This is a genomic window from Haloarcula nitratireducens, assembly GCF_019599505.1.
The window spans coordinates 450,318-462,089 of record NZ_RKLT01000001.1; the positions used below are offsets into that span (position 1 = coordinate 450,318).

Annotated in this window: 16 protein-coding genes; 5 read left to right on the plus strand and 11 right to left on the minus strand. The window is 66.7% G+C overall.

What is annotated here, in order from left to right:
- Nucleotides 1-2 precede the first annotated feature (2 nt).
- The 5 genes from EGH23_RS02285 to EGH23_RS02305 form a co-directional block, all read right to left on the minus strand.
- Nucleotides 3-806, minus strand: coding sequence for a cytochrome b (locus EGH23_RS02285; protein ID WP_220578412.1), 804 nt, complete (start codon nt 804-806; stop codon nt 3-5).
- 3 nt (nt 807-809) lie between these two features.
- Complete coding sequence (locus tag EGH23_RS02290) at nt 810-1,673, minus strand: ubiquinol-cytochrome c reductase iron-sulfur subunit (protein WP_220578413.1); 864 nt, start codon at nt 1,671-1,673, stop codon at nt 810-812.
- Nucleotides 1,673-2,095, minus strand: a complete 423-nt coding sequence (locus EGH23_RS02295) for a DUF7318 family protein (protein ID WP_220578414.1) — start codon at nt 2,093-2,095, stop codon at nt 1,673-1,675. The genes EGH23_RS02290 and EGH23_RS02295 overlap by 1 nt, the downstream gene beginning before the upstream one ends.
- Entirely contained in the window at nt 2,095-2,802 is a 708-nt protein-coding gene (locus EGH23_RS02300) for a halocyanin domain-containing protein (RefSeq protein ID WP_220578415.1), read from the minus strand. The genes EGH23_RS02295 and EGH23_RS02300 overlap by 1 nt, the downstream gene beginning before the upstream one ends.
- 61 nt (nt 2,803-2,863) lie before the next feature.
- Nucleotides 2,864-3,748 carry a DUF7319 domain-containing protein gene (locus EGH23_RS02305; protein ID WP_220578416.1) on the minus strand — a complete coding sequence of 295 codons (885 nt, stop codon included), beginning with the start codon at nt 3,746-3,748 and terminating at the stop codon, nt 2,864-2,866.
- A gap of 86 nt (nt 3,749-3,834) precedes the next feature.
- On the opposite strand from EGH23_RS02305, the gene EGH23_RS02310 reads away from it, so the two are divergent.
- Nucleotides 3,835-4,317 (plus strand): DUF7321 family protein, encoded by a 483-nt coding sequence (locus tag EGH23_RS02310; RefSeq protein WP_220578417.1) that lies wholly within the window; start codon nt 3,835-3,837, stop codon nt 4,315-4,317.
- Between the two features lie 64 nt (nt 4,318-4,381).
- Complete coding sequence (locus EGH23_RS02315; RefSeq protein ID WP_220578418.1) at nt 4,382-5,377, plus strand: sodium:calcium antiporter; 996 nt, start codon at nt 4,382-4,384, stop codon at nt 5,375-5,377.
- On the opposite strand, the gene nth is transcribed toward EGH23_RS02315, so the two are convergent.
- Entirely contained in the window at nt 5,378-6,061 is a 684-nt protein-coding gene (nth, locus tag EGH23_RS02320) for an endonuclease III (protein ID WP_220578419.1), read from the minus strand.
- A 109-nt stretch (nt 6,062-6,170) separates the two neighbouring features.
- Here nth and EGH23_RS02325 point away from each other — a divergent pair, with 109 nt between their 5' ends.
- Nucleotides 6,171-6,704: a GNAT family N-acetyltransferase gene (locus EGH23_RS02325; protein ID WP_220578420.1), complete on the plus strand. Its 534-nt coding sequence runs from the start codon at nt 6,171-6,173 to the stop codon at nt 6,702-6,704.
- On the opposite strand, the gene EGH23_RS02330 is transcribed toward EGH23_RS02325, so the two are convergent.
- The 3 genes from EGH23_RS02330 to EGH23_RS02340 are packed head-to-tail and all read right to left on the minus strand — an operon-like array spanning nt 6,701 to nt 8,038.
- Nucleotides 6,701-7,165: a redoxin domain-containing protein gene (locus EGH23_RS02330; protein WP_220578421.1), complete on the minus strand. Its 465-nt coding sequence runs from the start codon at nt 7,163-7,165 to the stop codon at nt 6,701-6,703. The two genes, EGH23_RS02325 and EGH23_RS02330, sit on opposite strands and share 4 nt — an antisense overlap.
- Before the next feature lie 46 nt (nt 7,166-7,211).
- Entirely contained in the window at nt 7,212-7,499 is a 288-nt protein-coding gene (locus EGH23_RS02335; protein WP_220578422.1) for a hypothetical protein, read from the minus strand.
- Between the two features lie 14 nt (nt 7,500-7,513).
- Nucleotides 7,514-8,038, minus strand: a complete 525-nt coding sequence (locus EGH23_RS02340; protein WP_220578423.1) for a DoxX family protein — start codon at nt 8,036-8,038, stop codon at nt 7,514-7,516.
- 217 nt (nt 8,039-8,255) lie between these two features.
- Between EGH23_RS02340 and EGH23_RS02345 the strand changes: the two genes are divergently transcribed.
- On the plus strand, nt 8,256-9,713 hold the full coding sequence (locus tag EGH23_RS02345) for an RtcB family protein (protein ID WP_220578424.1): 1,458 nt from the start codon (nt 8,256-8,258) through the stop codon (nt 9,711-9,713).
- A gap of 61 nt (nt 9,714-9,774) precedes the next feature.
- Nucleotides 9,775-10,197, plus strand: a complete 423-nt coding sequence (locus EGH23_RS02350) for a universal stress protein (protein ID WP_220578425.1) — start codon at nt 9,775-9,777, stop codon at nt 10,195-10,197.
- A gap of 23 nt (nt 10,198-10,220) precedes the next feature.
- Here the strand turns inward: EGH23_RS02350 and EGH23_RS02355 are convergent, their stop codons facing one another.
- Both EGH23_RS02355 and EGH23_RS02360 read right to left on the minus strand, forming a co-directional pair.
- On the minus strand, nt 10,221-10,457 hold the full coding sequence (locus tag EGH23_RS02355; RefSeq protein ID WP_220578426.1) for a hypothetical protein: 237 nt from the start codon (nt 10,455-10,457) through the stop codon (nt 10,221-10,223).
- A 99-nt stretch (nt 10,458-10,556) separates the two neighbouring features.
- Nucleotides 10,557-11,702 carry an acyl-CoA dehydrogenase family protein gene (locus tag EGH23_RS02360; protein ID WP_220578427.1) on the minus strand — a complete coding sequence of 382 codons (1,146 nt, stop codon included), beginning with the start codon at nt 11,700-11,702 and terminating at the stop codon, nt 10,557-10,559.
- Nucleotides 11,703-11,772: the final 70 nt, after the last annotated feature.

Below are 11,772 nucleotides of genomic sequence, written 5' to 3' on the forward strand. Positions count from 1 at the left end.
GGTTAGTGTGGTTCCGCGATGCCCTGCATCCAGACGATGCCGATGTGGACGGCGACGAGCGCCGTCGTGATGAACGGCAGGAAGAACACGTGCAGGATGTACATCCGCTGTAGCGTAGACTGTGAGAGGGTGAAGCCGCCGAACAGTAGCTGTGCCACCCACTCGCCGATGAGCGGGATGGACAGCGACATCTCGACGCCGATCTGGCCCGCCCAGTACGACAGCTGACTCCACGGGAGCAGGTAGCCCGTGTATCCGAACACCAGCGTCAGCGAGATGAGGACGATGCCGATGAGCCAGTTGAGCTCGCGGGGTTCCTTGTACGCGCCCGTGAAGTAGACGCGAAGCATGTGCAGGAACACCGCGGCGACCATTATCTGCGCGGACCAGCGGTGGACCGAGCGCAGGAAGTATCCGAGGTTGAGCTGGCCCATGATTATCAGCACCGAGTCGTACGCTATGGTCGGCGTTCCGTCGGCGGCCGCGGCGGCCGGGGCGTAGTAGAAGCCGAGCAGCGCCCCGGAGATGGCGGCGACGATGTACGCGATAGTCGAGAAGGATCCCAGCGCGTACAGCGGGTACCAGTACCAGAACTTGTTGTCGAGGTTGTACTGCTCGGTGTGGCTCTTCGGCATCTGCATGTTGACCTTGTAGTAGAGGTCCTCGAGCAATTCCAGGTAGTCGACGACCCGGAGCCGTTTGTCGAGCCAGATGAGCGTGGTCAGGTAGATGGATTCGAGCGGCGACAGCTCGCGCGATTCCATCCAGCCTTTGTGGTCGTGTTCGTCCTTGCGTTCGAGACTCATAGTCTAGTCTTCCTGTGGGGGTCGCGGGAGCGCGACGAACTGTTTTTTGACCGGGCTGAACGGGTCGTACACCGACTGGTGACACTGGCAGTAGATCTTGTTCGCGGCACCGAAGTTCGCGCTCCCGGCCTGCGTCTTGAATCCGGGGACACAGCAGAAGTGCGTACACTTGTTCAGCCACGCGATGAACCCGTTCTGGGTCGCCTCGGAGATGAAGCTCTGAATGTCGCTCGACAGGTCGCTGTACGGGCCTTCGCCGTTGGCCATCCGCTCTACTTGGACCGAGCGGATGAGCTGGATCGGGACGCCTTCCTCGCCGCCCTCGGAACGCCATACCGCGCCGGCCGGCTTTCCGACTCCGGATCGTCCGATACCGTTGCCCCACTCCTTGTAGTCGTCGAACATATCGACGGTGAGGGGCTCTCCCTGCGGGATTTCGCTCTGCCACTCGTAGGTGCCGGGGCTACTGAGGAACGTGTTAGTTCGCTCCGCCTGCGGGTAGATACCCGGCGAGCTCTGGATGCCGCAGTACTGGAACCAGGCGGAGGAGTAGTCGATACCGCTCCCGCCGAAGTTCGGCGCGATGGCGACGCCCGCTTCCTCGTCGAACTCCGGCCAGACGCCGGTCAGCTGACCGCCTTCGATAGTGAGCGGGATGATGGGCATCCCGCGCGGCGCGGGACCGTCGGTGTTCTCGACGGCGACGAAATTGGTCGTCCCGCCGCCTTCGCCGGCGGCGTCCGTGGTGGCACTGACGGCCGCGGCACCGCCGACACCGACGCTAGAGAGGGCGGCGCTCCCGACGACGCCCTTTACGAAGCGTCGTCGGCCGGTCTCGGCTGGATACTTGTCTTCGTCTAGTGGCATTATTTCTTGTAGTAGGGGTAGACCGCGCGTTTGATAGACTCAACGAGTTCGTCGCTGTCACCGCCCATCGTGGTACCGTCGACCTGATCCTGTCGGACGTAGAGGTCTTCCCACTTGCGACGGCGCTTCTTGACGATCATCACGTCGGGGAGGAACTCCTTGCGGTACAGGAGCATGACGAACGCCAGGTCGAGGAAGATGACCGTCAGGACGCCACCGAGGAACATGTTGGCCTCGATGAGCCGCACCGTCAGTTTCGTCCCGATACCGGACGCCCACCCGGTGAGCATCCCGTAGGTGAACAGTCCGACGAGAACGATCTGGATGAGCGTCAGGAGGACGATTCCGACAGCTGCGGCCGTGCTCTCACGCGGCGGTTCGTATCGGTGGATGTCCCCGTAGGTGGAGCCTTCGGAGGCCATCAGTTGTTCCCTCCGCTGGTGTGCGGGGACTCACCGTATTTCAGCTGGAAGAACGTGAAGATGAGGGGGATGATGACCGCCAGCCCCGCGCCGAAGCCGACGAAGTGGGGCTGGATGGGCACGCCGGCGTAGTGGGGATTGACCTCTTGGACGCCGCCACCGATGGTCGTCGTGGGGTAATCCGAACCGACGACGATGGCGCCTTTCATGCCCTGGCCCTCGTGGGGCGCGCAGTAGTATTTGTAGATGCCGTCTTCCTCGAAGGTGTACTCGTAGTTGACGCCGGCACTGGAGGTCGTACTCCCCGAATCGAGCGGCCCCTCGCCCTGGGAGACGACGTTGTGACCGCCGCCCTCGCCGGTCCACTCCCAGAGGACCGTCGCGCCGTTGTCGACGTGGACCGCGGGCGGGCCGAACCCGTAGGCGCCGCCGTTGGCCTGCACCCCGACCTCGACGGTCACCTCGCTGTTGCCGGTCTCGTCGACCGTGCTCCCGGGGCCGCCGTAGTTACCGACGTTGCTGAACCAGTTGCCGTAGTCCGGAGCTGTGTTGCCGCCGCCACCGCCACCGCCGCTGGTGCCGTTGCCGCCGCCGCTCGAACCGTTGCCGCCGCCCTCTTCCTGGGCAGCGGCCGTGCCGGCGGTTCCCAGGGTCGCCGCAGCGCCTGCGGCACCCCCTGCAGTCCGGACGAACTCCCGCCTGTTCATGTACGTCCGAGACTCAGGACTGTGTTTGTATAAACCCACCGGATACCGCCCGCAGGCACCGTCATGCCCCGGCTTCGTCGCTCTCTTCGCGCTCCGTCTGGTCGCGTCCGCCCTGGGGGTCGAGTTCGGGGACGAAGTCGGGTCGCTCGCCGTCCTCTAAGCCGACCGCTCTGAGTCGGTCGCGGTACTCCTCGGCGCGGAACTTGTCCGAGAGGCGCGCGTTGGCGACGGTGAAAAAGAGGACCAGCGCGATGCCGATAAACGCGAGTCCGGCGACGAACAGCGCGACGACGTTCGTTCCGGGCCCGCCGAGGACGCCCGCGACGGCGAGCACGCCGCCGATCAGGAGGGCGACCCCGGCGAGCAACTGCGCGCCGGCGATGACCTGTAACATCAAGTTGCCCAACTCGCCGCCGCCCTCCGCAACTGCCTCGGGATCGGGGAGCGGATTTTCGGGCACCGTCTCCGGCACCTCGTAGGAGTCCATCGACGCGAGCGCGATGGTCGGTTTCACGTCCCGAAGCACCGTCCCCTCGCCCTCGACGCTGCCGTCGGGGTAGACGACTGCGTACCCCTCGTCGGAGTACGCCAGCACGCGCGGCGGTTCCCGGTGGCGCTCGATGCGGGCGAAGACGTCCCGGTTCGCCACGCGGTTCCGCAGGTCGCGCGCGACGCGGTCGAGCAGTTCGTCGCCGGTGATCCAGGACTCGTCGTCGAAGGCCACGTCCCACTCCTCGGCGGTCATTTCGGCCATGTCTTCCGGGCCGAAGTCGTCGAAGTCGTACTTCTCCTCGACCTGTCTCCGGAGTGCCTCGGTGTCGGGACTCTCGCCGAGTCCCTCCTCCCCGGCGGAGGCGGCGTCCGACCCGTCGGTCGCGGAGGCCGACTCGCGGTCGGGGTCCTCGTCGGCGTCCGCCGCTGACGACGTCGAGTCGGTGTCTGCCATCGAGTCCACTTGGCCTTCCTCGGACTTACGCCTTCTGACCGACCGCATTCGGCACGTTTTAGCGCGTCGTGTCCTAACGAGCCGATATGGTGTCGGACTGGTTGGTCGCCACGGTCGCGCTCGTGTCGGTGACGCTGAGTCTGCCCTGTTTTCTCTACGGCGCGTACTACATCATCGAGACCGAGCCGGTCACCTGGGGGGTGCTGATGCACCACCTGAAGTTCGTCGTCACGGGGCTGGTCCTGACGACGGTACCGATGCTGCTCTGGATGGTTCCCCGCCTCTTCGACCAGCTGGGCGGCCTCTCGGCGGTTCACGCCTACCTCGGTCTACAGGCGTACGCCCTCCTGCTGTTCGGTGGGACCGGGATCGTCCGCATCTTCAGAGCCAAGCGCGAACACGACCTCTACAACGACTACGACGAGGACCTGCTGATGGACGAGATCGGCGGCGAGCGGATGAGTCACTGGCGCTCGCGCCTGCGCATCGGCGTCTTCGGCTACGTCATCTTCTGGATACTCGCCTACCTCGTCGGCGTGGCTCGGTTCGTCCTCCGGTACGTGGTCTGATCGTGCCAAGACCTGAGTGGGGGGCGTCCGTCCCCGAGCGTATGTCGGGGGCCAGAGAGAAGAGATGGTAGCGCTCGACACAGCTACGATACTGGAACTCGCCGCCGGGACGGTCGCGCTCGTGACGCTCGTGAAGGGGGCCGGAGTAGCCGTCTCCCGCTCGCTATCGCTGGCGCGGCACTTCGACGTCTCCGAGGACCTCGTCGGGATGTTCGTCCTGTCGATCGGCACGAGCCTCCCCGAGATCGGCACGCACCTCGTCGCGTCGTTCGGCATCCTCGGCGGACGCCTGGAGTACGCCGTCGCCTCTGGAACGGTCCTCGGCGCGAACATGGGTGCGTCGACGGCCCAACAGCTCTTCCTGATGGGCGTGTTGTTCGTCGGCTACGGCCGCTACAAACCGACGGAGTCGTTCCTCCGGTCGAGCTATCTCCCGATGCTGGGCGCGTTCGTCCTGCTCCTCGCCCTCGCGGTCGACGGGATCGTCTCGCGACTCGACGGCGTCGTCCTCCTCCTGGCGTTCGCCGGCTACGCCTACCGGCGGTTCAGCGAGCCGGTGGACCGCACCGTGCTCGCGGAGGTACCCGAAGAGAGCACGCGAGTCGGGCGGGACGCGGCGATCGCCGCGGGGGCGCTCTTACTCGTCCTCGCGAGCGCGTTCGCCGTCCTCAGCGTCGTCGAGGCGACCGTCGACCGCCTCCGCCTCAGCGGGTCCATGCTCGGCGTCGTGACGGTCGGTATCGCCGCGGCGCTCCCCGAACTCACGACGGTCATCGAGTCGATTCGCCGTCGCACGCCCGCGCTCGCGCTGGGGACGCTCGTCGGCAGCAACGTCGTCAACCCGCTGATCGGTATCGGTCTCGGCGGCGTCGTCTCGACGTACGCCGTCCCGCCGTCGGTGATCCTCTGGGACCTGCCGTTCAAACTCGCCGTCGGGGTCGGCCTCTTCGCGTATCTCCGCTTCGTCGGCGACGGGTCGCTCGGCCGGCGCGAGGGCGGAACGCTACTCGTTCTGTACTTCGGCTACGTCATCGGTCGCCTCGTCCTCTTCCCGGGCTGATCACCACGGCTCGCCGCTGGCGAGGTCGATCTCGCTGTCGCCCTTCTCCGAGGGACAGATGTCGGCCAGCACGCACTCGCCGCACTCGGCCGTGCGCGCGCCGCAGACCGCGCGGCCGTGGTCGATGAGCAGGTGGGTGAACTGCTGCCACTCCGTCTCGGGGACGATTCCGAGCAGGTCCTGTTCGATGGCTTCGGGACGCTCCTCCTCGGTCAGGCCGAGGCGGCGCGAGAGGCGCTGGACGTGCGTGTCGACGACGATGCCCTCGACGACGTCGTGGCCGTGCTGGAGGACGACGTTGGCCGTCTTGCGACCCACGCCGGGAAATTCGGTCAGCGCCGACATCGTATCGGGGACCTCGCCGCCGTGCTCTTCGACGATCTTCTCGCCGATCCCCTTCAGGTAGCCGCCCTTGTTGTTGTGGAAGGTGATGCCGTAGATGTCCTCGGCCAGTTGCTCCTCGCTGGCCGCGGCGTAGTCCTCGGGCGTCTCGTACTTCTCGAACAACTCGGCGGTCACCTCGTTGACGCGTTCGTCGGTGCACTGCGCCGAGAGGACGACGGCGACCAGTAGCTCCAGCCGGTTCGAGTAGTTCAGCGAGATGGTCGAGTCGGGGTACTCCTCGTGGAGTCGGTCGACGACTGCCTCGGCCTGCGCTTCGCGGCTCTCCAGCATCGTGCCCATACCAGACGACGGTGGGGGACCGCCTTTGGCCTATCGTTCCCGTCGGCGGATATGCGACTGTGTAACCCACTAGCGAAACGCTGTTGTCGGTCGCTAGTGATTTCGACGTATGCCCGGCCCGGTCTTCCTCCGCGGCGAGCGCGTGACGCTCCACGTCATCGGCGACGACGACGTACCGTTCCTCTACGAGACCATCAACCGCCCCGAGGTCCGCGCCGGGCTCTCCACCGCCCGCCCGAAGACCGAACGGGCGGAGCGCGAGTGGGTCGAATCGGTCACCGATCCCGACGCCGACGACGTCCACCTCCTGGTCTGTGACGACGGCGACCCCGTCGGTACCGTCGGCCTGCGGGACCTCGATACGCGTCTCGGCAACGCCGAGATCGGCTGCTACCTCGTCCCCGACGCGTGGGGAAAGGGGTGCGCTACCGACGCGGTGCGGACGCTCCTCGGCCACGCGTTCGAGCAGCTCCGCCTCCACAGGGTCCACGCGCGGGCAGTCGCCGACAACGGAGCGTCGAAGCGAGTGCTGGAGAAGGTCGGTTTCGAGCGCGAAGGCGTCATGCGCGAGCACTGGTATCGCGACGGGGACTACGAGGACGTCCACGTCTACGGACTGCTCGAAAGCGACTGGCGAGGCTAGAGCGACTCGACTGCGTCCAGAATCGGCGTCACGTCCGGGGGTTCTTCGCCCGGAGCGTCGCGCTCGTCGGCCCACGCGAATCGCACGCGACACCGTCCGTCGACGAGGAACGCCGATCGGCGCGTCGAGCCGTCGGGTCGCTGGACCCCGAACTGCGCGTCGACGCCGGGGTGGTCGACCAACAGCGGGAACGGCAGCTCGAGGTCGGACGCGAAGGCTCGGTGGTCCTCCAGACTGCCGGGCGCGACGCCGAAGACGGCAATGGCGTCGGTCAGCGACCCCCAGTCGGTGTCGCGGAGCGCTTCGAGATACGAGCGGCAGGCCGGCGCGAAGTCCTCGGCGTAGAACGCGACCAGCACCGGCGCTCGACCGGCCGCCGCAGAGAGGCGATAGGCACCGCGACCCTCGCCCGCGGTGCCCTCTAAGTCGAAGTCCGGTGCCGGGTCGCCTATTTCGAGCATTACCGGCGAGAGACGCGGCGACGAGAAAAAGTGTCGGGACGAGCGCTCAGTCGGCCATCGTCTCGTGGCCCTTCGCCACGTCAGTCCCGTCGGCCGGGGTCGCCACCCGGTAGGCCGCGTACAGGCCCAGGACGACCAGGCCCGCGATGACGAGGCCGGTCCGGAGCGTCGGGTCGACCATCGGCGTCGCCACGATCTCGCCCGCCTCGTTCGTCACCGGGGCCGCCCCGTAGGGCGCGCCGGCGAGTATCTCCGCGATGCCCAGTCCGACGATGCCCAGCAGCATCAGTCCGCCGCTCAGTGCCATCGCCGCCTTGTCGATGATGTTAGTCATGTCTTGTCACCTCGTCAGCCGAGTAGGTAGCGGAGTTTGGGGTGGCGCTCCACCAACGCCAGCTTCTCGATGATCGCGTCGAGGCCGTAGTACCGGCCGGCACCGACGACCATCACGGTCACGAACAGGAGCAGGCCCATCAGGTCGCCGTTGACCAGGCCGTGCCCGAACCCCGCGTTGCCGACCCAGAACAGGGTCATGAAGACGACCCCGCCGAAGGCCGCCAGTCGGGTGAACGCGCCCACCATCAGCGCGAGGCCGATGAGCGTCTCGAACAGCGGGACGCCCGGCGCGATGAGCCAGGCGAGGTTGTTCCCCATCCAGATCGGGATGGGACCGAGCGCCGTACCGGTCATCTGCTGCATGTAGGCCGGTCCGTAGGTGAACGCCAGCCCGTCCTCGATGAGTTTCGTCACGCCGGCGTGGAAGAACCACCATCCGGTGACCACTCGCAGGAACGCCAGCCAGTACGCCGTCAGCGGCCCGTCCAGTCCGAGCTCGAACTCGTCGGCCAGGGGGTTGGTTGCTTGGTAGGACATCGTTACCTCACATGTGCAACTCCGGCCGAGACAGGCATATAAACAGGAGTGCGTTCCCGCGAACTGAAAACGGTCCTGGGGCGGGTAAGACGCCGAATTGTGGACGATTATTTGAGGAGGTGTGTTCGGGTTCGCATTTATATCCGCGGGGACGTGTGCGACGGCCCGACGTCCCACCGTGAGCTTCAAACCTCGGTCCCGAGTAGCCACGACAGCGATGTCACTGGAACTGGCCGGCGAGTACACGACGGCGCGCGTGATGGTCGAAGACGAATCGCTGGTCGAGGCGGGCTGTCTCGATCAGATACAGTCGCTCGTCGACCACCCGGCCTTCACCGAACCGGTCCGGGTGATGCCCGACACGCACTGGGGCGCGGGCGCGCCCATCGGCTTCACGATGCCGCTCGGCGACCGAATCGTCCCGAACGTCGTCGGCGTCGACGTCGGCTGCGGGATGGCGGCGACGAACCTCGGCGACTCGCTGCCCCTCGACGACGGTGAGCGAGAGCGCCGCGTCCGCGAGGCGGTCCCGATGGGCCGCTCAGTCCACGACTACGACGACGCCCCGCACCTCGTCTCCGAGTTTCCCTTCGAGCGAGCCAACGAGGTGTTCGAGGGGTTCGACGACGCCTTCGAGGCGCGGTTCGGCGAGCGCGTCGACCCGAGAGAGTTTGACTTCGACGGCTACGACGGCGAGTACTTCGAGTCGCTCTGCAGTCGAGTGCTCGCCGACCAGCGCCAGGGGATGGGTCACGTCATCCAGAGCGCCGGGACGCTCGGCGGCGGCAACCACTTCGTGGAGTTCGCCCGCGCTCGCGAGAGCGGCGACTACTGGCTCGTCGTCCACAGCGGCTCCCGGTATTTAGGGAAGTCAGTGGCGGAGTTCTGGCAGTCGAAAGCGACCGACCGGCGGGCCATCGGCTCCATCCGCGAGGAGATTCCCGAGGCGTACGCCGACTACCTCGAGTTCGACCCCGAGACGGTCGGCGATGGCGACCTCTACGAGTGGGTCACCGGCGGCAAGGGCGAATCGCACATCGAGAAGGACCGCCTGCGCCGGGAACTCGACGGGAAAGACATCGAGGACGCCTTCGACGCGCTGGGGTCGCTCGGCCCGCACGTCGGCGACGACGAAGACCGGGACGGCGACCTCGACTGGCTGGAGGGGCGCGAGGCCCACGGCTACTACGTCGACATGCTGTTCGCCCAGCAGTACGCCCGCTGGAACCGCGAGCTGATGAGCGACGCGATCTGCGAGGCGCTGGGCGTCGACCCCGTCGAGCGCTTTCAGAGCATCCACAACTACATCGATTTCAGGGACATGACGATTCGGAAGGGAGCGACGCCCGCCCGCGAGGACCAGCGCCTCGTCGTCCCGTTCAACATGGCCGAGGGGTCGGTCCTCGCCCGCGGGAAGGGCAACGAGGAGTTCCATCGGACCGCACCGCACGGCGCGGGGCGAGTGATGAGCCGCGGGAGGGCTCACGACGTCGTCGGGATGGCCGAGTTCGCCGACGCGATGGCCGGCGTCTACTCGGAGTCGGTCGTCGAGAGCGTCCGCGACGAAGCGCCGATGGCGTACAAGGACGCCGAGGAGATCGTCGCGGCGCTGGAACCGACCGCCGAGGTGGTCGATCGGCTCGACGCCGTCCACAACCTGAAGGCCACCTCGTGACCGACCTGAACTGACTGTCTTCGGCGGTAACCGCTATATCGACGGCCGTCGTGTTGCCCGTATGACCATCCTCGTGGCCGTCGACGACGACCACGCGTCCGGGGAGGTTCTCGACACCGCCATCAGACTCGGCCGCGGACTGGACGAAGAGCTATACGTCGTCCACTTGGTGAGCGACGAGTTCGCGGATGCCGAGGCGAAACAGGTGCGAGACGAGATCCGAGAGCGCCTCGTCGACGAGGCCGTCGTCGGGACGGTCTCGCTCGAACACGTCGGTCGGTCGGGACCGCGTCCGGGGACCCGCGTCGGCCACGAACTGCTCGAAGTGGCCGCCGACGTCGACGTCACCCACATCGTCATGGGTCACGAATCGAAGGGGCTCGCCGGCCGGTTAGCGTCGGGCAACGCCGCTTACGCCGTCGTGGACGCGGCGAACGTGCCGGTCACCATCGTCACGGGCAACGGCGCTCGAGAGACTCGATAAAACCCGAAACGGTCGCGGCTGCGTCAGTCCTCGGCGACGACGCCGGCGAGTCGGTCCAGCCCGAGCGTCGCGAGGAAGAACACGACGCCGACGTACAGCAGCGACACCGGGTCGGCCGCGACCCGGGTGACGATGCTGTTGCCGTAGCCGACGGCCGAAGTGAGGAATCCGAAGAGAGAGGTCGTCCACCCCACGCCCGTGAATCCGGCGAGTTGGTCGAGGGTGTCTTCGTCCGGCGTCGGCAGCGCGTCGAGGCCCATGACGAGTCAGGTCGCGGCTCGACGCATAGGCTTTCTGGTCGGAACGGCGTGCGAGGACCGAACGAACGAAGGTGGCACGTCGCTGGTGACTACTCGGAATCAGAGCCCGAGTTCGCGCCCGAGAACCAGCCGCTGAATCTCGCTGGTCCCCTCGCCGATCTCCATCAGTTTCGCGTCGCGGTAGAACCGCTGGGGCGCGAAGTCGGTGGTGTAGCCGTAGCCGCCGAGCACCTGCACGGCGTCTTCGGCGACCTCCCGGCAGATCTCGCTGGCGTCGAGCTTCGCCAGCGCGGCGAGGCGGGTGAGGTCCTCACGATTGCCCGCGTCGTAGGCCGCCGCGGCCTTGTGAGTGAGCAGTCGGGCGCGCTCTATCTTGCGGTCCATCTCGACGACCTTGTCCCGCACCGCGTCGAACTTCGAGATCGGCTGACCGAACTGCTCGCGTTCGGTGGCGTAGGACTTCGCGGCCTCGTAAGCGCCCTGTGCCAACCCCACGGAGAGCGCGGCGATGGAGATGCGCCCGCCCTCCAAGGTCCGCTTCGTCTGGTCCCAGCCGTCGCCCTCCTCGCCGAGCAAGCGGTCTTCGGGGACCCGGCAGTCGTCGAACTGGAGTTCGCAGGTCGGCGAGGCGTTCAGCCCCATCTTCTCCCACACCGTCGTCACTTCCCAACCGTCGTCCTCGGGCGAGACGATAAAGGTGGAGATGCCGTCGTAGCCCGCTCCCGGTTCCGTGACGGCCTTCACCAGTATCGACCCGGCGACGTTCGCGTTCGTGATGAACTGCTTCGTGCCGTTCAGGACGTACTCGTCGCCGTCTCGCTCTGCGGTGGTCCCCATACCGCTGGCGTCGCTGCCGCTGCCGGGTTCGGTCAGCGCCCACGACCCGAGGTGGTCGCCCCGGGCGAGCGGTTCGAGCCACCGCTCTCTCTGCTCGTCCGTGCCGAACGACTCGATGGGCTTCGAGCCGAGCGAGACGTGCGCGGCGTAGGAGAGGCCGACGGAACCCGAGACCCGCCCCAGTTCCTCACAGACCAGCGCGTACATCAACTGGTCGCCGCCCAGCCCGCCCCACTCCTCGCCGATGGGGACGCCCATCACGTCCAGTTTCCCGAGCTCGTCGAACACCTCGGCGGGGAAGCGGTGTTCGTCCTCGATGTCCTGCGCTATCGGGGCGATCTCGTTCTCGCAGAAGTCCCGCACCGAGTCGCGCATCAGCCGGTGTTCGTCCGGGAGGTCGAACTCCATACCACCGGCTACGGGTTCTGTCATCAAATACCATGTGGGGCACAAGCGCTATCCGCCACCCTCCCCTCGT

Coding starts and splice junctions, on each gene's coding strand:
- EGH23_RS02355 (WP_220578426.1), bottom strand. CDS start 10,457: ATGGGCCTCGACGCGCTGCCGACGCCGGACGAAGACACCCTCGACCAA.
- EGH23_RS02285 (WP_220578412.1), bottom strand. CDS start 806: ATGAGTCTCGAACGCAAGGACGAACACGACCACAAAGGCTGGATGGAA.
- EGH23_RS02325 (WP_220578420.1), top strand. CDS start 6,171: ATGCCCGGCCCGGTCTTCCTCCGCGGCGAGCGCGTGACGCTCCACGTC.
- EGH23_RS02330 (WP_220578421.1), bottom strand. CDS start 7,165: ATGCTCGAAATAGGCGACCCGGCACCGGACTTCGACTTAGAGGGCACC.
- EGH23_RS02350 (WP_220578425.1), top strand. CDS start 9,775: ATGACCATCCTCGTGGCCGTCGACGACGACCACGCGTCCGGGGAGGTT.
- EGH23_RS02290 (WP_220578413.1), bottom strand. CDS start 1,673: ATGCCACTAGACGAAGACAAGTATCCAGCCGAGACCGGCCGACGACGC.
- EGH23_RS02305 (WP_220578416.1), bottom strand. CDS start 3,748: ATGGCAGACACCGACTCGACGTCGTCAGCGGCGGACGCCGACGAGGAC.
- EGH23_RS02340 (WP_220578423.1), bottom strand. CDS start 8,038: ATGTCCTACCAAGCAACCAACCCCCTGGCCGACGAGTTCGAGCTCGGA.
- EGH23_RS02310 (WP_220578417.1), top strand. CDS start 3,835: ATGGTGTCGGACTGGTTGGTCGCCACGGTCGCGCTCGTGTCGGTGACG.
- EGH23_RS02345 (WP_220578424.1), top strand. CDS start 8,256: ATGTCACTGGAACTGGCCGGCGAGTACACGACGGCGCGCGTGATGGTC.
- EGH23_RS02300 (WP_220578415.1), bottom strand. CDS start 2,802: ATGAACAGGCGGGAGTTCGTCCGGACTGCAGGGGGTGCCGCAGGCGCT.
- EGH23_RS02335 (WP_220578422.1), bottom strand. CDS start 7,499: ATGACTAACATCATCGACAAGGCGGCGATGGCACTGAGCGGCGGACTG.
- EGH23_RS02315 (WP_220578418.1), top strand. CDS start 4,382: ATGGTAGCGCTCGACACAGCTACGATACTGGAACTCGCCGCCGGGACG.
- EGH23_RS02360 (WP_220578427.1), bottom strand. CDS start 11,702: ATGGAGTTCGACCTCCCGGACGAACACCGGCTGATGCGCGACTCGGTG.
- nth (WP_220578419.1), bottom strand. CDS start 6,061: ATGGGCACGATGCTGGAGAGCCGCGAAGCGCAGGCCGAGGCAGTCGTC.
- EGH23_RS02295 (WP_220578414.1), bottom strand. CDS start 2,095: ATGGCCTCCGAAGGCTCCACCTACGGGGACATCCACCGATACGAACCG.